25 protein-coding genes are annotated in these 24,779 nt (G+C 66.0%); 21 read left to right on the forward strand and 4 right to left on the reverse strand.

Features of this window, described 5'->3' with window-relative positions:
* The first annotated feature begins 24 nt into the window (after positions 1–24).
* Together EYZ64_RS00790 and EYZ64_RS00795 are read left to right on the forward strand one after the other, a co-directional pair.
* On the forward strand, positions 25–798 hold the full coding sequence (locus tag EYZ64_RS00790) for an SDR family oxidoreductase (protein ID WP_135451437.1): 774 nt from the start codon (positions 25–27) through the stop codon (positions 796–798).
* The gene (locus EYZ64_RS00795; RefSeq protein ID WP_135451438.1) at positions 795–2,504 is read left to right on the forward strand and encodes an acyl-CoA dehydrogenase; all 1,710 of its coding nucleotides are present in this window, start codon (positions 795–797) and stop codon (positions 2,502–2,504) included. The genes EYZ64_RS00790 and EYZ64_RS00795 overlap by 4 nt, the downstream gene beginning before the upstream one ends.
* Here EYZ64_RS00795 and EYZ64_RS00800 read toward each other — a convergent pair.
* Positions 2,501–3,592, reverse strand: coding sequence for an alcohol dehydrogenase catalytic domain-containing protein (locus tag EYZ64_RS00800; protein WP_135451439.1), 1,092 nt, complete (start codon positions 3,590–3,592; stop codon positions 2,501–2,503). The two genes, EYZ64_RS00795 and EYZ64_RS00800, sit on opposite strands and share 4 nt — an antisense overlap.
* 36 nt (positions 3,593–3,628) lie before the next feature.
* Between EYZ64_RS00800 and EYZ64_RS00805 the strand changes: the two genes are divergently transcribed.
* Both EYZ64_RS00805 and EYZ64_RS00810 read left to right on the forward strand, forming a co-directional pair.
* Positions 3,629–4,093: an acyl-CoA thioesterase gene (locus EYZ64_RS00805; RefSeq protein WP_135451440.1), complete on the forward strand. Its 465-nt coding sequence runs from the start codon at positions 3,629–3,631 to the stop codon at positions 4,091–4,093.
* Entirely contained in the window at positions 4,062–4,502 is a 441-nt protein-coding gene (locus tag EYZ64_RS00810) for an SRPBCC family protein (RefSeq protein ID WP_167857660.1), read from the forward strand. Before EYZ64_RS00805 ends, EYZ64_RS00810 begins: the two co-directional genes overlap by 32 nt.
* On the opposite strand, the gene EYZ64_RS00815 is transcribed toward EYZ64_RS00810, so the two are convergent.
* Both EYZ64_RS00815 and EYZ64_RS00820 read right to left on the reverse strand, forming a co-directional pair.
* Complete coding sequence (locus tag EYZ64_RS00815; protein ID WP_135451441.1) at positions 4,474–4,800, reverse strand: hypothetical protein; 327 nt, start codon at positions 4,798–4,800, stop codon at positions 4,474–4,476. The two genes, EYZ64_RS00810 and EYZ64_RS00815, sit on opposite strands and share 29 nt — an antisense overlap.
* A gap of 410 nt (positions 4,801–5,210) precedes the next feature.
* Positions 5,211–5,903: a GntR family transcriptional regulator gene (locus EYZ64_RS00820; protein ID WP_135451442.1), complete on the reverse strand. Its 693-nt coding sequence runs from the start codon at positions 5,901–5,903 to the stop codon at positions 5,211–5,213.
* Between the two features lie 126 nt (positions 5,904–6,029).
* Between EYZ64_RS00820 and fadD5 the strand changes: the two genes are divergently transcribed.
* The 14 genes from fadD5 to EYZ64_RS00890 all read left to right on the forward strand — a co-directional run bounded on the left by fadD5 (position 6,030) and on the right by EYZ64_RS00890 (position 21,497).
* The gene (fadD5, locus tag EYZ64_RS00825) at positions 6,030–7,619 is read left to right on the forward strand and encodes a fatty-acid--CoA ligase FadD5 (RefSeq protein WP_135451443.1); all 1,590 of its coding nucleotides are present in this window, start codon (positions 6,030–6,032) and stop codon (positions 7,617–7,619) included.
* A gap of 304 nt (positions 7,620–7,923) precedes the next feature.
* Positions 7,924–8,661, forward strand: coding sequence for an MlaE family ABC transporter permease (locus EYZ64_RS00830; RefSeq protein ID WP_167858059.1), 738 nt, complete (start codon positions 7,924–7,926; stop codon positions 8,659–8,661).
* A gap of 1 nt (position 8,662) precedes the next feature.
* Complete coding sequence (locus EYZ64_RS00835) at positions 8,663–9,532, forward strand: MlaE family ABC transporter permease (protein ID WP_135451445.1); 870 nt, start codon at positions 8,663–8,665, stop codon at positions 9,530–9,532.
* Between the two features lie 4 nt (positions 9,533–9,536).
* The gene (locus EYZ64_RS00840) at positions 9,537–10,757 is read left to right on the forward strand and encodes an MCE family protein (RefSeq protein WP_135451446.1); all 1,221 of its coding nucleotides are present in this window, start codon (positions 9,537–9,539) and stop codon (positions 10,755–10,757) included.
* Complete coding sequence (locus EYZ64_RS00845; protein ID WP_135451447.1) at positions 10,754–11,785, forward strand: MCE family protein; 1,032 nt, start codon at positions 10,754–10,756, stop codon at positions 11,783–11,785. Before EYZ64_RS00840 ends, EYZ64_RS00845 begins: the two co-directional genes overlap by 4 nt.
* Entirely contained in the window at positions 11,782–13,359 is a 1,578-nt protein-coding gene (locus tag EYZ64_RS00850) for a virulence factor Mce family protein (protein WP_135451448.1), read from the forward strand. The genes EYZ64_RS00845 and EYZ64_RS00850 overlap by 4 nt, the downstream gene beginning before the upstream one ends.
* Positions 13,360–13,368: 9 nt before the next feature.
* Positions 13,369–15,009: a virulence factor Mce family protein gene (locus EYZ64_RS00855; RefSeq protein ID WP_135451449.1), complete on the forward strand. Its 1,641-nt coding sequence runs from the start codon at positions 13,369–13,371 to the stop codon at positions 15,007–15,009.
* Between the two features lie 20 nt (positions 15,010–15,029).
* On the forward strand, positions 15,030–16,184 hold the full coding sequence (locus tag EYZ64_RS00860; RefSeq protein WP_167857661.1) for a virulence factor Mce family protein: 1,155 nt from the start codon (positions 15,030–15,032) through the stop codon (positions 16,182–16,184).
* A 6-nt stretch (positions 16,185–16,190) separates the two neighbouring features.
* Positions 16,191–17,744 carry an MCE family protein gene (locus EYZ64_RS00865; protein WP_167858060.1) on the forward strand — a complete coding sequence of 518 codons (1,554 nt, stop codon included), beginning with the start codon at positions 16,191–16,193 and terminating at the stop codon, positions 17,742–17,744.
* On the forward strand, positions 17,714–18,355 hold the full coding sequence (locus tag EYZ64_RS00870) for an Rv1363c family protein (RefSeq protein WP_135451452.1): 642 nt from the start codon (positions 17,714–17,716) through the stop codon (positions 18,353–18,355). Before EYZ64_RS00865 ends, EYZ64_RS00870 begins: the two co-directional genes overlap by 31 nt.
* The gene (locus tag EYZ64_RS00875) at positions 18,352–19,329 is read left to right on the forward strand and encodes an RDD family protein (protein WP_135451453.1); all 978 of its coding nucleotides are present in this window, start codon (positions 18,352–18,354) and stop codon (positions 19,327–19,329) included. Before EYZ64_RS00870 ends, EYZ64_RS00875 begins: the two co-directional genes overlap by 4 nt.
* Positions 19,326–19,886, forward strand: coding sequence for an Rv1363c family protein (locus EYZ64_RS00880; protein ID WP_135451454.1), 561 nt, complete (start codon positions 19,326–19,328; stop codon positions 19,884–19,886). The genes EYZ64_RS00875 and EYZ64_RS00880 overlap by 4 nt, the downstream gene beginning before the upstream one ends.
* Positions 19,853–20,782 carry a mammalian cell entry protein gene (locus tag EYZ64_RS00885; RefSeq protein ID WP_135451455.1) on the forward strand — a complete coding sequence of 310 codons (930 nt, stop codon included), beginning with the start codon at positions 19,853–19,855 and terminating at the stop codon, positions 20,780–20,782. Before EYZ64_RS00880 ends, EYZ64_RS00885 begins: the two co-directional genes overlap by 34 nt.
* A 16-nt stretch (positions 20,783–20,798) precedes the next feature.
* Entirely contained in the window at positions 20,799–21,497 is a 699-nt protein-coding gene (locus EYZ64_RS00890) for a YoaK family protein (protein WP_135451456.1), read from the forward strand.
* Here EYZ64_RS00890 and EYZ64_RS00895 read toward each other — a convergent pair.
* On the reverse strand, positions 21,448–22,137 hold the full coding sequence (locus EYZ64_RS00895) for a hypothetical protein (RefSeq protein ID WP_286174536.1): 690 nt from the start codon (positions 22,135–22,137) through the stop codon (positions 21,448–21,450). The genes EYZ64_RS00890 and EYZ64_RS00895 overlap by 50 nt on opposite strands.
* Before the next feature lie 3 nt (positions 22,138–22,140).
* On the opposite strand from EYZ64_RS00895, the gene EYZ64_RS31910 reads away from it, so the two are divergent.
* Genes EYZ64_RS31910 through EYZ64_RS00905 form a run of 3 tightly spaced genes read left to right on the forward strand, consistent with a single transcriptional unit; the run spans position 22,141 to position 24,652 of the window.
* Positions 22,141–22,443, forward strand: coding sequence for a hypothetical protein (locus tag EYZ64_RS31910; RefSeq protein WP_167857642.1), 303 nt, complete (start codon positions 22,141–22,143; stop codon positions 22,441–22,443).
* Positions 22,440–23,087, forward strand: a complete 648-nt coding sequence (locus tag EYZ64_RS00900; RefSeq protein WP_135451458.1) for a TetR/AcrR family transcriptional regulator — start codon at positions 22,440–22,442, stop codon at positions 23,085–23,087. The genes EYZ64_RS31910 and EYZ64_RS00900 overlap by 4 nt, the downstream gene beginning before the upstream one ends.
* A gap of 17 nt (positions 23,088–23,104) precedes the next feature.
* Positions 23,105–24,652: a carotenoid oxygenase family protein gene (locus EYZ64_RS00905; RefSeq protein WP_135451459.1), complete on the forward strand. Its 1,548-nt coding sequence runs from the start codon at positions 23,105–23,107 to the stop codon at positions 24,650–24,652.
* Positions 24,653–24,779 lie beyond the last annotated feature (127 nt).

Consider the following 24,779-nt stretch of genomic DNA (forward strand, 5'->3'; position numbering starts at 1 on the left):
TCCGTTATACGCAGACTGGTGGGCATGACTGATCTGTTCCGACTGGACGGCAAGGTCGCCGTCGTCACCGGCGGCGGCCGCGGCATCGGCCTGATGATGGCCCGTGGCCTGCTGCAGGCCGGGGCGTCCGTGTACGTCTCGAGCCGCAAGGAGGCCGAGCTGGCCGCGGCGGTGGACGCGCTGTCCCCTCTCGGCCGGATCTCCGCGGTGCCTGCCGACCTCGGGACCGCCGAAGGGGTCGCGGCGCTCACCGCGGCCGTGACGGGGCGCGAGGATGCGATCCACGCACTGTTCAACAACGCCGGCGCGGCCTGGGGCGCACCGTACGAGGAGTTCCCGGAGTCCGGGTTCGACAAGGTCTACGACGTCAACGTCAAAGGCGTGTTCCTACTGACCCGCGCTCTCACGCCGCTGCTGAATTCCGCTGCCACCGAAGAGGATCCGGCGCGGGTGATCAACACAGGCAGCATCGACGGCATCGTCGCGCCCGGAAAGGGGCGGGACAACTTCTCCTACAGCGCCAGCAAGGCCGCCGTGCACATGCTGACCCGCCACCTCGCCGGTGAACTGGCCCCACGCATCCTGGTCAACGCGATTGCGCCGGGCCTGTTCGAATCCCGGATGACCAAGGAGATGCTGCGCGGCGGACCCGAGGCCGTCGGGTCGGCCCTGCCGCTCGGCCGGATCGGGCAACCCGACGACATCGCCGGCATCTCGGTGTTCCTGGCCAGCCGGGCCAGCGCGTACATCACCGGCGCAGTCATCCCGGTCGACGGCGGCGTGAGCACGATCCGATGAAGTCGACCATCATGTCGCGGCGCGACCTGGACTTCCTGCTCTACGAGTGGCTGGACGTCGAGAGGCTCACCACGCTGGACCGATTCACCGAACACTCCCGCGAAACCTTCGACGGCGTGCTGGATCTGTGCGAGCAACTCGCGACCCGCTACTTCGCGCCGCACAACAAGCTCAGCGATGCCAACGAGCCGACGTTTGACGGGCAGACCGTCACGCTGATCCCTGACGTGAAAGAAGCGTGGGACGCCTTCGCGGCGGCCGATCTGCTCGCCATGGGGATGGACGCGGAGATCGGCGGCGCGCAGCTGCCGGCCACGGTGGCGCAGGCCGCATTCGCGTGGATCTCCGCGGCGAACGTGTCGACCTCGGGCTATCTGATGCTGACCATCGCGAACGCCAACCTGCTGGCCCGGTTCGGCTCGGCCGAGCAGATCGAGACGTTCGTCAAACCCATGCTGGCGGGCCGGTTCTCGGGCACCATGGCGTTGTCGGAGACCCAGGCCGGGTCGTCACTGGCCGACATCACCACGCGTGCCGAACCGCAGCCCGACGGCAGCTACCGGCTGTTCGGTTCGAAGATGTGGATCTCCGGCGCCGAGCATGAGCTCACCGAGAACATCGTCAACCTGGTGCTGGCCAAGATTCCCGGTGGCCCGGCCGGCACGAAGGGCATCTCGCTGTTCGTCGTGCCGAAGTTCCTGGCCGACGGCACCCGCAACGGCGTGGCCATCTCGGGGCTCAATCACAAGATGGGGCAGCGCGGTATCACCAACACCGTGCTCAACTTCGACGGCGCGGTCGGCTACCTCGTCGGCGAGCCGCACCGCGGCATCGTCTACATGTTCCACATGATGAACGAGGCCCGCCTGGGCGTCGGGATGGGCGCGGTCGCGCTCGGCTACACCGGCTATCTCAAGTCGGTGCAGTACGCGCGCGAGCGCCCGCAGGGCAGGCCGTTGGGTGTCAGGGACCCCTCGACCCCGCAGGTGCCCATCATCGAGCATGCCGACGTCAAGCGAATGCTGTTGGCGCAGAAGGCCTATGTCGAAGGCGGGCTGGCGCTCGCGCTGTACTGCGCCAAGCTCGTGGACACCGGTGACACCGCGGTGCTCGACATTCTCACCCCGATCGCCAAGAGCTGGCCCTCGCAGTGGTGTGTGGAGGCCAACAGCCTGGCGATCCAGGTGCACGGCGGTTACGGGTACACCCGCGAGTACGACGTCGAGCAGCACTACCGCGACAACCGGCTCAACCCGATCCATGAGGGCACCCACGGTATCCAGAGCCTGGACCTGCTGGGCCGCAAGGTGACCCAGAACGGCGGGGCCGGCCTGGCAGCACTGGGGGAGCGGATCGCGGCAACCGTCTCGCAGGCCACGGGTGTGGCGCCTGAGCTGGCCGCTCAGCTGGACGCGGCCTGGCAGCGGCTGGTCGCGGTCACCGGCGCGATGTTCGCCTCCGGTGACGTCGAGGCCGCGATGGCCAACAGTGCGGTGTACCTGGAGGCGTTCGGGCACATCGTGGTGGCATGGATCTGGCTGGAGCAGTACCTGGCCGCCGAAGGACGTACGGGCGACTTCTATGACGGCAAGCGTCAGGCCGCCCGCTATTTCTTCCGCTACGAATTACCCAGGACCGCCCCGCAATTGGACCTGCTGGCGAGCCTGGACCGCACCACACTGGAGATGCGCGACAACTGGTTCTAACCGAACTCGATGATCTGGCGCACGGCCCGCCCCTCGGCCAGCTCGTCCATGCCGGTGTTGATCTGATCGAGGGTGATGGTCGAGGACACCAGCTGCTCGACGGGCAGCCGCCCGGCCCGCCAGAGTTCGACGAACCGGGGGATGTCGCGGGCCGGTACCGCCGAGCCCAGGTAGCTCCCGATCAGTGACCGGCCCTCGGCCACGAAGCCCAACGGCGACAACGAGATTCGGGCGTCCGGACGGGGCAGGCCGACGGTGATGGTGCGCCCGCCCGGCCCGGTGAGCGCGATCGACGTTTCCAACGCGGCGGGGTGGCCCGCGGCTTCGATCACGACGTCGGCCTTGAGGTCGGCGGCCTGCTCGGGGGTGTAGGTCTCGTGCACACCGAGTTCACGGGCTCGGGCCAGCTTGTCGGGCAGCTGGTCCACACCGATGACACGGACGTCGTCGTGCGCGAGCGCGGTCAGGGCCGCGGCCATGCCGACGCCGCCCAGGCCGACCACTGCCACGGTCTGGCCGGGCCGCGGCGTGCCCACGTTGAGCACCGCGCCACCGCCGGTGAGTACCGCACAGCCCAGTAGCGACGCGACCGTGGCGGGGACATCACCCGGAACGGGCACCACCGAGCGACGGTCGACGACGGCGTAGGTGGCGAATCCGGACACCCCGAGGTGATGGAACACGGGTTGGCCGTCGCGGGTCAGCCGGATGTCGCCGTTCATCAACGTGCCCGCGCCGTTGGCGGCCGATCCGGGGCCGCACGGTGTCAGGCCGTCGGTGGCACACGCCGGGCACTCGCCGCAGCGCGGCAGGAACGTCATCACCACCCGTTGTCCCACCGGCAGATCGGTGTCACCCGCTTCCACGATTCCGGCAGCCTCATGCCCCAACAGCATCGGGACCGGGCGTACCCGATTGCCGTCGACGACAGACAGATCGGAGTGGCACAGCCCCGCGGCCTCGATGCGCACCAGCAGCTCGCCGGGGCCCGGTTCGGCGAGCTCAAGGTCGCTCACCCGGATCGGTCGGGACTCGGCGTACGGGCGGGAGAGGCCGATGTGCTCGAGGACGGCTCCGCGGATCTTCATACGCACCAGCCTGTCACCTGCTGTCAGACTTCAGCCATGACCGACGTTGCCGACCTGACCCGCGAGGATTTTCCGCTGCACTGGCCGGTGCTGACCCGATGGACCGACAACGACATGTTCGGCCACCTCAACAACGCGGTGTATTACGAACTGTTCGACACGGCGATCAACGGCTGGATCAACACCAACTGCGACATCGATCCGGTCACCGCGCCCTGGCTCGGTGTGGTCGCCGAGTCCGGGTGCCGCTACTTCGCGGAGTTGAAATTCCCCGACCCGTTGGTGGTCGGCCTGGCGGTGGCCCGGTTGGGTAACAGCAGCGTCACCTACCGGCTCGGATTGTTCGAGCCGGACGGGCCGGTGGCGGCGGTCGGCCACTGGGTGCATGTCTACGTGGACCGGACCACGCGCCGCCCCGTACCGATTCCCGACGTGATCCGCGATCTGCTGCAGTCGATATCATCGCCGGATGCCACTCGTGAGCAAGACCGTCGAGGTTGATGCCCCTGCCGACAAGATCATGGCGATCGTCGGTGATTTCGAGGCCTATCCGCAGTGGAACCCCGAGATCAAGGGTTGCTGGATCCTGGCCCGCTACGACGATGGCCGGCCCAGCCAGCTGCGTATGGACGTCGAGATCCAGGGTCAATCCGGCACCTTCATCAACGCGGTCTACTACCCCGCCGAGAACCAGATCTACACCGTGCTGCAGCAGGGCGACCACTTCACCAAGCAGGAGCAGAGGTTCTCGGTCGTGCCCCTCGGGCCGGACAGCACGCTGCTCCAGGTTGACCTCGAGGTCGAGGTCAAGCTGCCGATCCCGGCCATGATGGTCAAGAAGCTCATCGGCGACACCCTGGACCACCTGGCCAACGCCCTCGTCACCAGGGTGCAGCAGCTGTCCGCTTAGCCGCGCGGTCGGCCGCTGCCGCGCGCAGCGCCAGTACGCGATTGCGGATGCGGTATTCGGTAGCCCGTGGCATCTCGGCTGGGCGATATCGGCCGTGCCTGATCCGATAGACCCGGCCGTGGCGCATCTCCCAGCGCAGGGCATCGGAGATTGCCTTCGACGCGCGTCCCGAGGTCGTGAATCCCTGATCCTCGAGCGCGTCGACCAGATCGGCTACCGACTGTGTGCCGCGCTGCAGCAGCTGCATGGTCAGTACGTAGCGGAGGTTGGTGCCCCGCAGCAGGAGTTTGTCCGTCATGGAGTCACGGTGCCAAGGGGGTCTGACAGTCACACCAGTCACAGATTTCGGAGGGGCATCCGATGTGCCCGGCTGCTCGCGACAATCCAGCGACAATCGCCACGTGGGCACCATGGGTCACGCCGAACCCATTGTCGCTGGGGGTTTCTGTCTAACCGGCACCGCTGGCCCCGTCAGCCTCACCCGCCCCGTGCCCGGCTATTAGCGACTCTGTCGCTGGCAGGTGGGCAGCTCGAAATCTGTTACCAGCGAGGCTGGTGCGCCCTGGAGTGACGTGAGTATTGATCGCACCTGTGAACAACGGTGCCGACGATGCTCATGAGGCGATTGTCGCTGGATTGTCGCTCGTAGCCGGGCAGGTCGAACATCGTTTTCCCGCGCCGACGCGCCGACGTCCTAGCGCTCGGGCGTCAGTCCCACATCCCGATATCGTTCAGCCGCGCGATGAGCCGTTGAGCGGCGTCGGTGAACTGGTTTGCGTTGAGCTCCACCGCGGCCGTCGTATCCCGCCGGCGCAGCGCGTCGATCAGCAGCCGGTGGTTCTCCACGGCCTCGGTGCCCCACTTCGGGTCGGTCGAATAGATGAGGGCAGGCAGGTACCGCGCGACGTGCAGCAGGAACCAGGCCAGCTTGATCCGGCCGCTGGCGTGGTTGAACGCCCGGTGGAAGGCGAACTCGGCGGACGAGATCGCGACGGGATCGTGAGCTTCGACCGCGGTCGCGAGTTGGGCGTTGAGCTGTTCCAGCTCATCGATCTGGGCCGCGGTGATGCGGGTCGTGGCGGTGGCGGCGAGCTCCCGCGCGATGGTGGCCTGCAGCCAGAAGATGTCTTCGACGTCGGCGCGGGTCAGGGGCACCACGACGTGGCCGCGGTTGGGCTCCAACTGCACCATGCCCTCGCCGCGCAGCGTGCGCAGCGCCTCGCGTACCGGGGTGATGCTCACCCCGAGTGCCGCGGCGGTTTCGTCGAGCCGGATGAATGTCCCGGGCCGCAGCACACCGGTCATGATCTCGGCCCGCAGTTGGGCGGCAACCTCGTCGGAAAGTTGCTCGCGCCGTCCCCCGCGACGACGTTGCACGGCCGCTCTGGCAGGTGCGTTCACGCGAATCCGGTCGCCTTTCTGGTGGGCTTGTCGCCGAGGCGCCGAGGCCATAGTGTGACCGGGGCAACCCCATGTTTGATCAAATATAAAATTCGTGCAACTCGATACCGATGGAGTACAGATCCGTTGACTGCCGAGCCGTTCCCCACTGAGCAGCCATACCTGGCCCGTCGTCAGAACTGGGCCAATCAACTGACCCGGCATGCCCTGATGCGGCCCGACAAGACCGCCCTGCGGTTTCTGGGGCACACCACCACGTGGCGGGAGCTCGACCACCGGGTGACCAGGCTGGCCGGCGCCCTGAGCCGGCGAGGGGTCGGCTTCGGCGACCGGGTGCTGATCCTGATGCTGAACCGGCCCGAGTTCATCGAGGCGATGCTGGCGGCCAACAAGCTCGGCGCCATCGCGGTGCCGGTGAACTTCCGGATGACCCCACCCGAGGTGGCCTTCCTGGTCAGCGACTGCGAGGCCCGCGTTATCGTTACCGAGCCCGTGCTCGCCGGGGTCGCCACGGCGGTACGCGATCTCGATGCCACGTTGTCGACGGTCATCGTGGCCGACGCGCCTACCGAGGATGCCGTCCTCGGCTATGAGGACCTGATCGCCGAAGACGGTGACCCCGCGCAACCGGTTGACATCCCCAGCGATGCCCCCGCGCTGATCATGTACACCTCGGGAACCACCGGCCGGCCCAAGGGCGCGGTGCTGACCCACGCCAACCTCGTCGGGCAGGGCATGACCAACCTGTTCACCACGGGCGTCGACATCAACAATGACGTCGGTTTCATCGGCGTCCCGCTGTTCCACATCGCCGGGGTCGCCGGAAACGTGAACACGGGTCTGACACTCGGCCTGCCCACAGTGATCTATCCGCTCGGCGCGTTCGACCCGGGTGCGTTGCTCGACGTGCTGGCGGCCGAGAAGGTCACCGCGATCTTCCTGGTACCCGCACAGTGGCAGGCGGTGTGCGCCGAGCAGAAAGCGAATCCGCGCGATCTTTACCTGCGAGCCCTGTCATGGGGTGCGGCGCCGGCTTCGGATACCTTGCTCCGGGCAATGGCCGAGACTTTCCCGGGTAGCCAGATCCTCGCCGCATTCGGTCAGACGGAGATGTCTCCGGTCACCTGCATGTTGTTGGCGGACGATGCAATTCGCAAGCTCGGTTCGGTCGGTCAGGTGATCCCCACCGTCTCCGCCCGCATCGTGGACGAGAACTTGAATGACGTCCCGGTCGGAGAGGTCGGCGAGATCGTCTACCGCGCCCCAACTTTGATGGCGGGCTACTGGAACAACCCCAGAGCCACCGCCGAGGCGTTCGCCGGCGGCTGGTTCCACTCCGGTGATCTCGTTCGTCAGGACGAGGAGGGCTACATCTGGGTTGTCGACCGCAAGAAGGACATGATCATCTCCGGCGGCGAGAACATCTACTGCGCCGAGGTGGAGAACGTCCTCGCCGGGCACCCCGCCATCACCGAGGTCGCGGTGATCGGCCGCCATGACGAGAAATGGGGCGAGGTTCCGGTTGCCGTGGTCGCCCTTACCCGCGGCGACGAACTGAATCTCGGGGATCTCGACGGCTTCCTCACCGATCGCCTGGCGCGCTACAAGCACCCGAAGGCGCTCGAAATCGTCGATGCCCTGCCCCGCAACCCCTCGGGCAAGGTGCTCAAGACCGAGCTTCGGGAACGGTTCGGCTCTCCTATCAACGCCCAGTAGGGTTGACGTTTGCGAAAGTAACTCAGCGTCAACGGTTTCTGCAGGTCGCACCGAAAGTTTGCTGTCCCTGCACGCCCTTGCTAACGGTTGATGACACAATCCACCCGATGCAGTGCACGGCCCGGTTTTTATCGGGTACAGTCCGGTGGTCTCAATTACTACTCGCGAGTAGGGAGAGACGGATCACACAAGCTGACAGGCGACGAGGAGGGGGCGTGCGACACGTCCAGGGGGCGCAACGGTGACGGCGCCCGCCGACGGGCTCGTCGGCTACGTACGTGGTCAACTGGAGAAGCCGCTGGCTATGGTCGGTGGCTTCTTCAAGATGACTGTGCTCACTGGAAAGGCCTTTCTCACACGGCCTTTCCAGTGGAAAGAGTTCGTGTTGCAGAGCTGGTTCCTGATCCGGGTGGCATTCCTGCCTACGCTCGCGGTCTCGATCCCACTGACCGTGCTCATCATCTTCACGCTCAACATCCTGTTGGCGGAGTTCGGTGCCGCCGATGTGTCGGGCGCGGGCGCAGCCCTCGGCGCGGTCACGCAGCTCGGTCCTCTGGTCACGGTGCTCGTGGTGGCCGGCGCCGGGTCGACGGCGATTTGCGCGGACCTGGGTGCCCGCACCGTGCGTGAGGAGATCGACGCGCTCGAGGTGCTGGGTATCGACCCGATCGAACGCCTGGTCGTTCCCCGCGTGGTCGCCTCCACCTTTGTGGCCTTCATGCTCAACGGCGCGGTGATCACCATCGGTCTGGTTGGCGGCTTCTTCTTCGGCGTCTATGTCCAGAACGTCTCCGCCGGTGCCTACGTGTCCACGCTGACCCTGCTGACCGGATTCCCCGAGGTGATGATCTCGGTCATCAAGGCCACGTTGTTCGGTCTGATCGCCGGACTCGTCGGCTGCTACCGCGGCCTGACGGTGGCCGGTGGCTCCAAGGGCGTCGGCACCGCGGTGAACGAGACCCTGGTGTTGTGCGTGGTGGCATTGTTCGCAGTCAACGTCGTGCTCACCACCATCGGTGTGCGGTTCGGAACAGGGCATTGACATGAGTACAGCAACCGTCCTTCGCTCCCGGTTCCCTCGAGCGTTCTCGCGCACCTCAGACATCGCGGGCACTCCGGCCCGGTTCCTCGACAGCATGGGCCACGTCGCGTGGTTCGTGATCCAGGCCATCGGCTCCATCCCGCACGCGTTCCGGCACTACCGTCGTGAAGCTCTGCGACTCGTCGCGGAGATCGGCATGGGTACCGGCGCGATGGCCGTCATCGGCGGCACCGTGGCCATCATCGGTTTCGTCACGCTGTCGGCAGGCTCCCTGATCGCCATCCAGGGCTTCGCGTCCCTGGGCAATATCGGCGTCGAGGCCTTCACCGGCTTCTTCGCCGCCCTGGCAAACATCCGCGTCGTTGCCCCGGTCGTCACCGGTCAGGCCTTGGCCTCCACGGTCGGTGCCGGCGCCACCGCCGAACTCGGCGCCATGCGCATCAGCGAAGAGATCGACGCGCTGGAAGTCATGGGGATCAGGTCGATTTCGTATCTGGTGTCCACCCGCCTCATCGCCGGATCGATCGTCATCATCCCGTTGTACGCCGGGGCGGTCCTGCTGTCCTTCCTGTCCGCACAGTTCGTCACGACGGTCTTCTACTCGCAGTCGGTGGGTACGTATGAGCACTACTTCCATACGTTCCTGCGCGTCGACGACGTGATGTGGTCCTTCCTCCAGGTCATCGTCATGTCCATCGTTGTCATGTTGAACCACTGCTACTTCGGCTACTACGCCAGTGGCGGTGCCGTCGGTGTGGGTGAGGCAGTAGGGAGGTCGATGCGAACCTCGTTGATCGCAATCGTGTTGGTGGTCCTGTTGGCATCGTTGGCGCTCTACGGCACCGACCCCAACTTCAACCTCACGGTGTAGCGGCATGACGACGCCTCAAACTCCTCTGAACAAGCCCAAGATCCCGCCGTACAAGCTGGCCGGATTGGTGCTTGCGCTCGTCACCACCATGGTCCTCGCGCTGACGTGGATGCAGTTCCGCGGGACGTTCGAGAAGAAGACGCAGCTGACGGTGTTGTCCGGACGGGCCGGCCTGTCGATGGACCCGGGCTCGAAGGTCACCTTCAACGGCGTGCCGATCGGCCGGCTGGCTTCCGTCGATGTCGTCACCGTCGACGACAACCCGGAAGCCAAGCTGACGCTGGACGTCAAGCCTCAGTACCTGAAGCTGATCCCGGACAACGTGACCGCCGAGCTGCGGGCCACGACGGTGTTCGGCAACAAGTACATCTCGTTCCTGTCGCCGAAGAATCCCTCGGCAAACCGGTTGACGCCCGGAACACCGATCCGCGCCCAGGGCGTGACGACGGAGTTCAACACCCTGTTCGAGACGATCACCGCGATCTCCGAGCAGATCGACCCGATCAAGCTGAACCAGACATTGACGGCCACCGCACAAGCGCTCGACGGCCTGGGTGACAAGTTCGGCAAGTCGATCGTGAACGGCAACGACATCCTGGCCGATCTGAACCCGCGCATGCCCCAGATCCGCCGCGACATCGCGGGTCTGGCCGACCTGGGCGAGGTTTACGCGAATGCCGGTCCGGATCTGTTCGACGGCCTGACCAATGCCGTCACCACTGCGCGCACGCTCAACGAGCAGCGCGGAAATCTGGACCAGGCCCTGGTGGCCGCGGTCGGTTTCGGCAACACCGGCGGCGACATCTTCGAGCGCGGCGGCCCGTATCTGGTCCGCGGCGCCCAGGACCTGCTGCCGAGTTCGGCTCTGCTCGACAAGTACAGCCCGGCGTTGTTCTGCACGATCCGCAACTACCACGACGCGGGCCCGAAGCTCGCCGGCGCGCTCGGCGGTAACGGCTACTCGCTGCAGACCCAGTCGTTGGTGATCGGCGTGGGCAACCCGTACGTCTATCCCGACAACCTGCCGCGGATCAACGCCAAGGGCGGGCCCGAGGGACGGCCCGGCTGCTGGCAGCCGATCACCAAGGACCTGTGGCCCATGCCGTACCTGGTGATGGATACCGGTGCATCGATCGCGCCTTACAACCACCTCGAGATGGGGCAACCTCTCGTGACCGAGTACGTGTGGGGCCGCCAAGTGGGGGAGAACACGATCAACCCATGAGCATCAAGGGCACGATTATCAAGCTCGGCATCTTCTCACTGGTGCTGCTCACCTTCACTGCGATCATCTTCGTGGTCTTCGGTCAGATCCGGTTCAACCGGACCTCCGAGTACTCGGCGATCTTCAAGAACGTCAGCGGTCTGCGCACCGGGCAGTTCGTCCGGGCGTCCGGTGTCGAGGTCGGCAAGGTCTCGGGCGTCAAGCTGATCAACGGTGGCCAGCAGGCCGAGGTCACGTTCAACGTCGAGAAGTCGCTGCCGTTGTTCGACCAGACCACGGCCGCGATCCGGTACCAGGACCTGATCGGTAACCGCTACCTCGAGCTCAAGCGCGGCGAGAGCGACACGAAGATCGCGCCGGGCAGCACCATTCCGCTGGAACGCACCGAGCCCGCGCTCGACCTCGACGCACTCGTCGGCGGCTTCCGTCCGCTGTTCCAGTCGTTGAGCCCGGAGAAGGTCAACACCATCTCCAAGTCGATCATCACGATCTTCCAGGGGCAGGGCGGCACCATCAACGACATCCTGGACCAGACGGCACAGCTCACCCAGAGCATCGCCGACCGTGACCAGGCCATCGGTGAGGTGATCAAGAACCTCAACATCGTCCTGGACACCACGGTCGCGCATCAGCAGCAGTTCGACGACACCCTCAAGAACTTCGAGACACTGATCACCAGCCTGAAGAACCGCGCCGATCCGATCGGATCCTCGGTGGCCAACATCAGCAACGCGGCCGGCTCGCTGGCAGATCTGCTATCCGACAACCGTCCGCTGCTCAAGGACACGCTCGGCTACCTCGAGGTCATCCAGCAGCCGCTGATCGACCAGAAGCAGCAGCTCAACGACATCCTCGTGCAGTTCCCCGAAGCGTTGAAGATCATCGGCCGTGCCGGTGGCATCTACGGTGACTTCTTCAACTTCTATGCCTGCGACCTCTCGTTGAAGCTCAACGGGTTGCAGCCAGGTGGCCCTGTCCGAACCGTCAAACTCAGTTCACAGCCGTCGGGTAGGTGCACGCCGAGATGAGGACACTGCAAGGTTCCGACCGCTTCCGCAAAGGCCTCATGGGCGTTGCGGTGGTGGCACTGGTCATCGGCGTCGGCTCGACGCTGACGAGCGTGCCGATGCTGTTCGCGGTCCCCACGTACTACGGCCAGTTCTCCGATACCGGTGGCCTGAGCCTGGGTGACAAGGTGCGCATCGCCGGTATGGATGTCGGCACGGTCAAGAGCATGGACATCAACGGCGACAAGGTCGAGATCGGCTACACCCTGGGTGGGAAGACGATCGGTACCGAGAGCCGCGCGGCGATCCGTACCGACACGATCCTGGGTCGGAAGAACATCGAGATCCAGCCGCGCGGCAGCCAGACGCTGCCGCCGCGCGGGATGCTGCCGCTGGGGCAGACGACGACGCCGTATCAGATCTACGACGCGTTCCTGGATGTCACGCGCAACGCGTCGGGCTGGGACACCACGTCGGTCAAGGAATCGCTGAACGTGTTGTCGGAGACGGTCGATCAGACCTCGCCGCACCTGAGCGCCGCGCTGGACGGCGTGGCCAAGTTCTCCGAGACCATCGGCAAGCGCGATGAGGACGTCAAGAAGCTGCTGGCCAACGCCAACAAGATCGCCACGGTGCTCGGTGACCGCAGCACGCAGGTCAACCAGCTGTTGGTGAACGCCCAGACCCTGCTGGCCGCGGTCAACGAGCGCGGCCAGGCCGTCAGCATGCTGCTGGAGCGGGTGTCGTCGGTGTCGCGTCAGGTCGAGGGCCTGATCAACGACAATCCGAACCTCAACCACGTGCTGGAGCAGCTGCGCACGGTCAGCGACCTGCTCGTCGAGCGCAAGCAGGACCTGGCCGACACCCTCACTGTCGCAGGCAAGTTCATCACCTCACTCGCCGAGGCCCTGGCCTCCGGCCCGTACTTCAAGGTGATGCTGGTCAACCTGATCCCGCCGCAGATCCTGCAGCCGTTCGTCGATTCCGCGTTCAAGAAGCGCGGTATCGATCCCGAGGAGTTCTGGCGTAACGCCGGCCTGCCGTCGGCCCGGTTCCCCGATCCGAACGGCAAGCGCTTCGAGAACGGCGCCCCGCCGCCGGCCCCGATTCCGCTGGAAGGCACCCCGGAGCACCCGGGACCCGCCGTCCCACCCGGATCGCCGTGCTCGTACACGCCGACCGCGGCCGGGATCCCGTCCCCGGGCAACCCGATGCCGTGCGCAGGGGCAACCGTTGGGCCCTACGGTGACAACCCGTACGGACCCAACTACAGTCCGCCGGATCTGGCGACCTCGGCGCCGAATCCTGACGGCATCGCGCATTCGCCGGGTGTGCCCAGCGCGGCCATCCCGGGCGACATGCCGCCGGATCAGCCGGGTGCCCCGGTCGAGCTGGCCCCCGGTCCGCCCGGAGCCCGCACCGTTCCGATCGCACCGTTGCCGGTGGCGCCGGGCCCCATCCCGGGTTACGCACCGCATCCGGGCCCGTTGAACGCACCCCCGGCGCCGCCGGGACCGGGTCCCGACGCAGGGCCGGTGGGGACACCGCCGCTGCCGGGTAATCCGCCGTTCCTTCCGCCCGGGTCGCAGGGATAGGCCGCCGCTATGTCAACAGTTTTCAACGTTCGAAACATCAAGTTGCCCAAGGCTTCCCGGGCATCCATCATCGTCGGTGCGCTGGCGGTGGTGGCTGCCCTGGTGCTGGGTTACTTCGGCATGAACCTGTACAAGAAGATGACCAACACCACGGTCACCGCGTACTTCCCCGAGGTGCTCGCGCTGTACCCCGGTGACAAGGTCCTCATCATGGGCGTCAAGGTCGGTGCGATCGACAGCATCGAGACCGACGGCGACAAGATGAAGGTCGTCTTCCACGTCAACAACAAGTACAAGGTGCCCGAGAACGTCACGGCGTCTGTGCTGAACCCGAGCCTGGTGGCCTCGCGCGTCATCCAGCTGTCCCCGCCTTACACGGGTGGGCCACGGTTGCAGAACAACGCGGTGATCCCGATCGAGAACACCCAGATCCCGGTTGAGTACGACGAGCTGCGCAACCAGATCACCCGCCTGCTCGACGAGCTGGGCCCGACCGCCGAACAGCCCAAGGGCCCGTTCGGCGACATCATCGAGTCCTTCGCCGACGGCTTCCAGGGCAAGGGTGAACAGCTCAACCGCACCCTCAACGGGTTGTCGGAGGCGCTGACCACGCTCAACCAGGGCCGTGGCGACTTCTTCCAGGTGGTCAAGAGCCTGGCGTTGTTCGTCAATGCCCTGCACAAGAGCGATCAGCAGTTCGTGGCGCTCAACAAGGATCTGGCGCAGTTCACCAACTCGTTCACCAACACCGATCAGGAGTTGGCAACGGCCCTGCAGGATCTCAACCGGGTGCTCAAGACCACTCGTGAGTTCCTGGACAAGAACGGCGGGGTGCTCGCGCACGACGTCAACAACTTGTCGGAGGCGACGACGGCGATCCTGCAGCCGGAACCGCGCAATGGTCTGGAGACGGGTCTGCACTCGTACCCGAACCTGGCCGCCAACGTGCTCAACATCGTCTCGCCCAACCAGGGTGGCATCGTGAGCTTGCCGGTTCTGCCGGGCCTGACCAACTTCTCCAACCCGCTGCAGTTCATCTGCAGTTCGATTCAGGCGGGCAGCCGGTTGGGGTATCAGGATTCGGCCGAGTTGTGTGCGCAGTACCTGGCACCGATCCTGGACGCGATCAAGTTCAACTACCTGCCGTTCGGCCAGAACCTGGCCAACACCGCGATGACGCTGCCCAAGCAGATCTCCTACTCGGATCCGCGCCTGCAGCCGCCGGGTGGGTACAAGGACACCACCGTGCCGGGTATCTGGTCGCGTGACACCTTGTTCTCGCACGGCAACCACGAGCCGGGCTGGACGGTGGCGCCGGGTATGCAGGGTGTGCAGGTGCAGCCGGCCACGCAGCAGATGCTGACGCCGGAGTCGTTGTCCGAGTTGATGGGTGGCCCGGACATCGCGGCCCCGCCGGCCCCGCCGGCGTTCGGGGCTCCTCCGGGAGGCAACCTGCCCGGACCGCCGAACTCGTACGACGAGCGCAACCCGCTGCCGCCGCCGTGGTACCCGCAGCCCGGACCGCCGCCGGTGCCTGCGCCGGGTGTGATCCCGGGTGACCCGATGTCGGCTCCCGCACCGGCCGCTCCGGCACCTGGCCCGGCTCCCGCCGGACCCGCGTTGCCTGCCGAGGCTGGAGGCCAGGGCTGATGACGACAAAGACAGGGCTCATGAGGACACGCAACTGGGGCCGCGTCGGCCGACGCGTCGCGGTGTTGTCGGCGTCCGCGCTGATCCTCACCTCTTGTGGGCAGTGGCGCGGTGTGGCCAACGTGCCACTGCCGGGTGGGCCGGGCACGGAGTCCGGCCGCACCACGCTGTACGTGCAGATGCCGGAGACGTTGGCGCTCAACGCCAACAGCCGGGTCCGGGTGCGCGACGTGTTCGTCGGCCGGGTCCGCAAGATCGAGCTGATCAACTGGGTGCCCACGTTGACGGTCGACCTTGAGCCGGGCATCGAGCTGCCGAAGAACACCCTGGCCAAGATCGGCCAGACCAGCTTGCTGGGTTCGCAGCACGTCGAGCTCAATCCGCCGGACAAGGACGCGTCCAAGGAGATGCTGCGCAGCGGGGACACCATTCCGCTGGCGCAGTCGTCGGCCTATCCGACGATCGAGCGGACGCTGGCCGGTATCTCGGGCATCCTGACCGGCGGTGGCATCCCGAACATCGAGACCATCCAGACCGAGGTGTTCAACATCCTCAACGGTCGCGCCGATCAGATCCGCGACTTCCTGGGCCGGCTCGACACGTTCACCGACCAGCTCAACCAGCAGCGCAACGACATCACCCGGGCGATCGATTCGACCAACCGGCTGTTGAACATCGTTGCGGCGCGCAATGACACGTTGGACCGGGTGCTGACCGAGTTCCCGCCGCTGATCCAGCATTTCGCCGATACACGCGACTTGTTCGCCGATGCGGTGACCTCGTTGGGCCGGTTATCCAAGGCTGCCGACGACACGTTGTCGAACAGCAACGCGAATCTGCACACCAACCTGCAGAATCTGCAGCGGCCGCTCAAGCAGCTGGCACGCTCGGCCCCGTACCTGGTGGAAGCGCTCAAGCTGATCCTCACGGTGCCGTTCAACATCGAGAACATCCCGAAGGCGGTGCGCGGCGACTACATCAACGTGTCGCTGACGATCGACCTGACGTTGAGCTCGGTGGACAACGCGTTCCTGTCCGGCACCGGTGTCTCGGGCATGCTCCGGGCGCTGGAGCAGGCGTGGGGCCGCGATCCGGCGACGATGATCCCGGACGTCCGGTTCACGCCGAACCCGCACGATGCACCTGGTGGCCCGCTTGTGGAAAGGGGGGAGTGAGACATGGTGCTGACCCGCTTCATCAAGATGCAGCTCGTTCTGTTCACTGTGCTGACCGTGATAGCTCTGGTCGTGCTGGCGCTCGTGTACCTACGGTTGCCGACTTGGGCCGGGATCGGGATGTACAAGCTGAACGCCAACCTCCCGAACTCGGGCGGTTTGTACGCCACGGCCAACGTCACCTATCGCGGTACGACGATCGGCAAGGTGACCTCCGTCGAGCCCACCGAGCAGGGCGCCCGGGTCGAGATGAACATCTACGACCAGTACCGGATCCCGCTGGACGCCAGTGCCAACGTGCACTCGGTGTCGGCGGTCGGTGAGCAGTTCATCGACCTGGTGTCCGAGGGCGGCAGCACCGGGAAGTACTTCCGTGACGGCGACACCATCGAGAAGGGCTCGGTGCCCGCCGAGGTGGGACCGTCGCTCGACGCCGCTCAGCGGGGTCTGGCGGCGTTGCCCAAGGAGAAGATCGCAACCCTGCTCGACGAGACGGCCACGGCCGTCGGTGGGCTCGGGCCGTCACTGCAGCGACTGGTCGATTCCACCCAGGCGATCGCGAGTGATTTCAAGGACAACATCGGTCCTGTCAACGACATCGTCGAGAACTCCGGGCCGATCATCGACAGCCAGGTGAATTCGGGCGACGCGATCTCGCGGTGGGCGAAGAACCTGAACACGCTGGCGGCTCAGAGCGCTCAGAACGACGCTGCGTTGCGGAGTGGCATCCAGCAGGCGGCGCCGACAGCCGATCAGCTGAACTCGGTGTTCGGCGATGTCCGGGAGTCGTTGCCGCAGACGCTGGCGAACCTGGAAATCGTCATCGACATGCTCAAGCGGTACAACAAGAACGTCGAGCAGGTGTTGGTGGCGTTGCCCCAGGGTGGCGCGGTTGCCCAGACTGCGACGATCTTCGCGCCCAAGGGCCTGCTGCACTTCGGTCTCGGCATCAACGTGCCGCCACCGTGCCTGACCGGGTTCCTGCCCGCGTCGGAGTGGCGTTCACCTGCGGATACGTCGACGGCGCCGCTGCCGTCGGGCCTGTACTGCAAGATCCCCAAGGACGCGAACAATGCGGTGCGCGGTGCGCGTAACTACCCGTGTGCCGACGTGCCCGGCAAGCGGGCCGCCTCGCCGGCCGAGTGCCACAGCGATGCGCCCTACCAGCCGTTGGGCACCAACCCGTGGTACGGCGACCCGAATCAGATCCGCAACTGCCCGGCCCCGGCCGCGCGCTGCGATCAGCCCGTCGATCCGGGCCGGGTCATCCCCGCGCCTTCGGTGAATAATGGGTTGAACCCGTTGCCGGCAAGTCAGCTCCCACCACCGGAATCAACGGCGCCACGCAGCGACCCGCTGACCGCGCCGCGGGGTGGCAATGTGAGTTGTAGTGGACAGCAGCCGAACCCCTGCATCTACCCTCCGGCAGCAGGTTCGACCGCCACCTATAGTCCGTCCAGCGGCGAGGTGGTCGGTCCCGGCGGTGTGAAGTACTCCGTCACCAACTCGAATAAACCAGGAGATGACGGATGGAAGGAGATGCTGGCACCAGCCAGCTGAACCTCGCCGACCAGCAGGACCCCCACACCACCGAACCGCAAGCGGAGGCCGTCACCGAGATCGCTGAACCGATCTCGGCCACGGACGCCGAGGAGGGCACGTCACGGCCATCTCGTCTGGGACGGGGTTGGATGGCGGCGATCCTCGCCGGGCTACTTGTCCTGGCGGCGGCCGTCGGCGTCGGCGGCTACCTGGCGTTGCGGGCACATCAGGACAGTGAACGCATCGCCAGCGACGAGGCCGAGGCCCTGGCCGCGGCCAAGGACTGCGTGACGGCAACCCAGGCGCCCGATACCCAGGCGATGATCGCGGCCCAGACCAAGATCATCGAATGCGCGACCGGTGACTTCGGGGCCCAGGCCGGCCTTTACAGCGGCATGCTGCTCGATGCCTACCAGGCTGCCAACGTGCAGGTGAAGGTCTCGGACCTGCGGGCGGCGGTGGAGAAGCACAACGACGACGGGTCGATGGACCTGTTGGTCGCGGTGCGTGTGTTGGTCACCAACACCGAGAAGTCCGATGAAGAGCAGGGCTACCGGCTGCGGGTGAAGATGGCGCGCGCCGAGGACGGTAACTACAAAGTCGCCCGGCTCGACCAGGTCACGTCGTGACCACTGTGCTGGACAACGCCGAAACGATCTCCGCTGGGGGGATCGGGACGGACCAGACCCGGTTGGCGTCGTGGCCGGCTCGGGCCGGCGCGTTCGCGATCGATGTGCTCGCGCCTGCCGGGTTGGTCGCCACGGTGACTCTGGTTGCTCAGGGCACGGCGTTGGGCACGTGGCTGTGGTGGGCGGTGTACGCGGGCGGATTGGTCCTGCTGGTCGCCGTTTCGAGCGTGAATCGCATCCTGTTGCCGGCGTTGACGGGTTGGAGTCCGGGCCGGTCGGTGTTCGGTATTCGGGTGGTGTCGCCGGCCGGTGATGCCGGTCTGGGGCGGCTGCTGCTGCGCGACCTGGCCCATCTGCTGGACACCGCGGCGGTGTTCCTGGGTTGGCTGTGGCCGCTGTGGGATTCGCGGAACCGGACCTTCGCCGATCTGCTGACCCGCACCGAGGTGCGTCGGGTCGATCGGCCTGAGGCTGACGTCCGGCGTCGCGCCGGCGCGATGTTGCTGACGCTCGCGCTGCTCAGCGGAATCGCGGGCGGGCTGGGATATGTGGTGGTGTACCGGCATGATCGGGCAGTGGACGAGGCCCGCACGCAGATCGCCGACCAGGGCCCGCGGATCGTCGAGCAGCTGCTGAGCTACGGGGTGGATTCCGTCGACGCGGATTTCACCAAGGCGCAGTCGCTGGCCACGGACAACTACCGGCCGCAGTTGGTCGCCCAGCAGGACGCGGTGCGCAAGGCCGGTCCGACGACGAATGACTACTCGGCCGTGAGCAGCGCGGTGCTGCCCGGCGTGACCAAGGACGCGGCCACGATGCTGCTGGCGCTGCAGGGCCAGCGCGGCACCAATCCGCAGGAGCTGAAGTTCATCACAGCTACGGTGCGGGTGGAATTCCTGAAGTCAGACGACCACTGGCTTGTCGACAGCCTGACGGTGCTCAAACGGCCGGTTCTGAGCGGGGGCGCACAGTGAGCCCGCGTCGTCGGATCGAGCCCGACGAACGCGACTACTTCGCCGTCGAGCCCAAGGAACCCAAGGAACCGATCCGTTGGGGCCTGCCGATCGTCGGGATGATCTCGGCCCTGATCATCGCCGCGGCCATCACGGGCAGCGCGTTGATTCTGGTCCGGCACGAATCGGATCGCCGTGCCGAGATCAAGACCGCGGGCGCGCTGGACTACGTGCGTGAGTTCATGACGGTGTACACGACGGTGGATCCGTTCCACGCCAACGACTATGCCGACCGCATCGCGTCCCAGGCGACCGGCGATTTCCGAAAGATGTTCCAGGAGAAGCAGAACGAGATCGTCGTTCAGGTGGCGCGGGCCGAGCCGACCGAGGGCTCGGTAGTCGATGCCGGCATCGCGCGATGGAACGACGACGGTAGTGCCGACGTTCTGGTCGCTACGAAGGTCAACACCCGGACCCCTGACGGGAAGTCCGTGATCGAAAGCGGCAGCCGTTGGATTGCGACGACGATTTGGGAAGGACAGCAGTGGAAGATCAGCCAGCTGATTCAGGTGATCTGACCACCGGCGAGCCTGACAAGCCGCGCCGCAGACTGCGTTTCGGGCGGCGTAGCCGTACCGAACCGGTGGTTGAGGAATCGGTCGAGTCGCCCGCCGACTCGGCGGCCGACGAAGCCGGCGACGCTCCGGAGCGGCGTACCCCCACGGGCAAGGCGGCTCGCAAGGCGGCCGTCGAGCCCGAAGGTGACGTCGAACCTGAAGCGGACGCAGAGCCCGCGTCAGACGCCGAGCCGGAACCGACGGCTGAACCGGCACCCGACGCTGAGGCCACACCAGATGCCGACGCCGGGCCGGACGCTGACACCGAAGCTGAGGTCGACACCGAGGCCGAACCGGGCGAGGCTGAGCCGGATGAGGATGTGGTCCTCGTTCCACACCGCGAGGCCGGCAAGCGGCTGACGTACCTCGCCGTCGGTGCGGCGGCGGTGTTCGTGGCGGCGGGGGCATTCGGGGGTGCGATGTTGCAGCCGTACCTGGCCGACCGGGCATTGGTGGCGACCAAACTTCAAGTGGCGCGGACCTCGGCCGAGGCGATCACCACGTTGTGGACCTACAACCCGGACGACATCGAAACCCTGCCGGATCGGGCTGCGAAGTACCTGTCGGGCGACTTCGCGAACCAGTACCGGAAGTTGATCGATTCCCTCGTGCCGACGAACAAGCAGGCGCAGGTCACCAACAACACCGAGGTGTTGGGCACCGCGGTGGAGACCATCAGTCGCGATGAGGCCACTGCGATCGTCTACACCAATACGGTGTCGACGAGCCCGGTGACCAAGAATGTTCCGTCGCTGCGGTACATGTCGTATCGGCTGATATTGCAGCGCACCGACGGGGATTGGCTGATCACTCAGATGCCGGCGTTGACCCAATTGGACCTGTCTCCGCAGCTGTAGCGGCGAGGATGTAGGTATGGCCATCGCCTCACCGGTGACGCAGCGGTCGACCGTTGTGGCACTGCTGTTGTTGACGAGCGCCACCGGGATCGTCGACGCAGTCAGTGTGTTGGTGCTGGGCCATGTGTTCGTCGCCAACATGACCGGCAACGTGATCTTCCTCGGATTCTGGTTCGTACCGCGCTCAGGCGTGGACGTGACCGGGGCCCTGGTGGCATTCCTCGGGTTCGTACTGGGCACCGTCGTGGGCGGGCGGCTCCGCCGCCATCTCGACAGCCACGTCCGGAACTGGCTGACCACTGCGTTGGGTGTGGAAGTCGTTCTGCTGAGCGTGCTTTCGATTCTCACGGGATCGGGGGTGCTGGACTATCAGGACAACCGCAAGTTCATCCTGATCGTTCTCGCGATGACCTTCGGCATTCAGAACGCGACCGCGCGCCAGTTCGGCATCCAGGAGTTGAGCACCACGGTGCTGACGCAGACGATCGTCGGCATCGGGTTCGACAGCAGGCTGGCCGGGGGCACCGGGGACCGCGAGAAGTTGCGTTACGGCGTGGTGCTGACGATGTGCGGCGGTGCGATCCTGGGGGCGACGGTGTCGCGGTTCACTGTTGCGCCGGTGATCGCGCTGGCGGCCGTGGTGGTGGCGATCAGTGCGTTGATCTTCAAGTTCGGGCCTGCTCCGGGGCCGACGCCTGCGGAGAGTGCTCGCTGATCCACGCGGCACCCTCGTCGGCAGCGTGAAGCAGGGCAGTGAATTCACCGAAATAGTCGGCCACCGCTCCGACCACGGGCAGCATGCCGAGATAGCGGTAAAGCTTCTGTGGGTGAGGTCTTTTCGTGAACTCGTCGCTGACCGCCCGTAACGTGCCGGCGAACCCCCAGACCTTCTCGGGCAGAGATTGCGACGCGTCGGGCGTGTCCTCCGGGGCGTCGGCCACGGCGTCGGGGAGTTGACGGTCGCACAGGACAGCACCGAGCAGCTGCACCTGATCCTCGTAGTCGGTGACGCCGTCCTCGCGGGCCACCGCGCACAACACGATGGCCTGGTTGGTGAAACCCAGAAAGTCCTGCACGCCGAGCCGATCGGCGAAGACCCCGAATGCCCCCGGAAAGGCGACGACGATGGTGGTCACCGCCCCGACGCGATGCACCCACCATTTCACGTGGCCGTCTTGATCCATCTCGGCCCAGGCCTTGGTACCCGGCAGCTCAGCGATGTTGAGCAAAGCGGCCGCGATGTCGAGGGACTTGCCGACCGCGCCCTGGCCAGACTCCTCGCGATGGGTACGTCGCCTCAGCCCCATGGGATCGAAACGGCTGAACACATCGAGTACCGGATTGATCACGGACACCGCATGATCGAGCGCGCCCGCGACGTCAGCGTCCGAGAGGCGAGTGAAAGGCAACAGGCTTATCCCCACCGCAGCTATCTTGCCGGATGGATACCGAAAGGCGCACAGCCCGGGGGATTACGTCGTGGATCAGGCGTGGCGGAGGTTATCCAGAAAGGCGCTGAGAAGGCGGTCAGCGACGTGAAGGACAACGTCAAGAAGGCCGGTGATTCGGTGAGGCCTGCCAAGAAGGACACCAAGAAAGACGCCGGCCGACGGCTGGCCGGCCTGGTGCACCGAGCGCCGGAAACTACGATTGACCCGTGACTTCGGCAAGGCGTGGGCGCGGTAGGCCCGCCGGACCTGGCGTCGACGTCGAGCAGCGGCGCTCGGATCTGCTCGACGCCGCCGAGCGTGCGATCCGCACCCATGGTCCCGACGTGGGCATCGCCGAGGTGGCGAAAGAGGCCGGCTTCGTACGCTCGGCCGTCTATGCGGTGTTCCCGAATCGGGCGGCTATCCTGTCGGCTCTCGGTGAGCGTCAGGCCCACCGGCTGTTGGTCGAGATCACCAGGCGCGCAGCCGGTTCGGCCGACCTGCGGCAGCGTATGTCGTTGTTCTTCGATGTCATCTGCGGCTGGATGCAGGACGATCCGAACCTCTACCGGGCATTGGGTATCCACGCCGCCGGGGGTCATGAGATGCCCGGAATCTTCGACGAACTCGCCGCCGCGGTCGAGGCGATGCTGGCGGCGTCCATGGCGGCCGGTGGTGCCGATACCGCGGCGGCCGCGCCGTGGGCCCGGGCCATCGTCGGGTCGGCGATGGTCAGCGCGCAATGGTGGCTCCGGGACTCGTCGATGCCCCGGGCTGAGCTCGTCGAGCACCTGACGACGCTGTGCTGGGACGGTGGCTCGGCTCTGCCGTTCAGCCCCTTCGATGTTTCGGCTATTGACAGCGGAGCGCCATAAAAGACACAATGTCTTTTATGGCTGCTCCCGCCTCACCTCAGGTCGACGGTCCCTCGCGGTACTGGGAGGACGTCCCGGGCGAATATGACCTGACGCTGACCGAGGTCACCGGCACGATCCCGCGGGGATTGACGGGCACGCTCTACCGCAACGGATCGGGCCGCTGGAACATCGGCGCGTCACGGGTGGACAGCCTGTTCGACGCCGACGGCATGGTGGTCGCCTTCGCGATCGACGGCAACGGAGTGCGGTTCAAGAACCGCTTCGTCCGCACCGAGCACTATCTGACCACCACCGCAGCGGGCCGGATGGTGAAACGAGGATTCGCCCACCAGCGCCCAGGGGGTATACGGGCCAACGCATTTCGGCTCCCGGCCAATACCGCCAACACCAACGTGATGATCGGCCAGGACCGATTGCTCGCCCTGTGGGAGGGCGGGCGTCCGCATGGCATGGATCTCGACACCCTCAACACCATCGGCATGTGCAGTCTCGACGGTGTGCTCAAGGGCCCGATCGGCGCGTACTCGGCGCACTACACCTATGACGCGACGGCGGACTCCCGAGTCAACTTCGGGTTCGAGCCGTACTTCCCCCGCCTCGATCTGCGGCACATCCGCAGTGCGCCGAGCCGGGACGAGAAGATCCGACGGCTGCGGGAGCTCGCCGGTGAGGCTGTTCCCCGGGTCCGGCTGCGCCTGTACGAGACCGACAGCAGCGGCGTCACCCGGTACCTGCGCGCGGTGCCGCTGCCGGGCATGGGGCTCATCCATGACATGGCGCTGACCCCGCGTTACGCCGTCTTCATGCTTTCGCCGCTGCGGATCAACCCATGGGCCGCGCTGGGGCGGCAAACCTATTGGGACGCCATGCAGTTCAAGCAGAACGAGCCGTCATACTTCATCCTCGCCCCGCGCGACGGCGGCCGGGTCCGGACGATCGAAACCGATCCGTTCTACATGTGGCATTACGCCAACGCCTACGAGGACGGCGCCGACGTGGTGGTGGAACTACCCCGCTTCGCGCCCGAAACTTTCGGCGGAATGCACGCCTGGGGAGCCGACAGTCGCAGCGACATGTCCCGGCTGTACCAGGACGTTCCGGCCGAGGACGTACCGGATACCGTGCGGCTCACCCGTTTCCGCATCACACCGGACGACCGGGTCCTGGTTGAACCGCTGGCCCAGATGGGCTGCGAATTCCCGCAGATCGATCAGCGCTGTTCAACTCAACCGCACTCGGTGACTTATGTGACCGTCCCTAATGACGGGGAGGGTGGCGGGGAGGGGATCGGCCGCTTCAACCACACCGACGGCAGCGTGCAGACGTATTGCCCGCCCGGCCACAAGCTCGTCGAGCCGATCTTCGTGCCGCGCCCTGACAGCACCGCCGAAGGCGATGGATGGGTGCTGACCGTGGGTTACGACGAAACGCAGCATCGCAGCCGCCTCATGGTGTTCGACGCCCCGCGGATCGATGCCGGACCGATCGCCGAGGCGTGGCTGCCGTTCCACCTGCCGATGAGCTACCACGGCGCATTTACCGATCGGGTTGCCGCACTCTGACCCGCACTCTGATCCAGTTGGGCGCCAACGTACTTGGGCCAGGTGGGCCGCGCGGTGAGTGGGGTGGCTCACGCCGGCGAGCCGCGTGCTGCGCCGCGGCAAGAGCTTTGAGGTCGTCCACTTTCGA

Source organism: Mycobacterium sp. DL99, from assembly GCF_004762045.1.
Lineage (GTDB): Bacteria > Actinomycetota > Actinomycetes > Mycobacteriales > Mycobacteriaceae > Mycobacterium.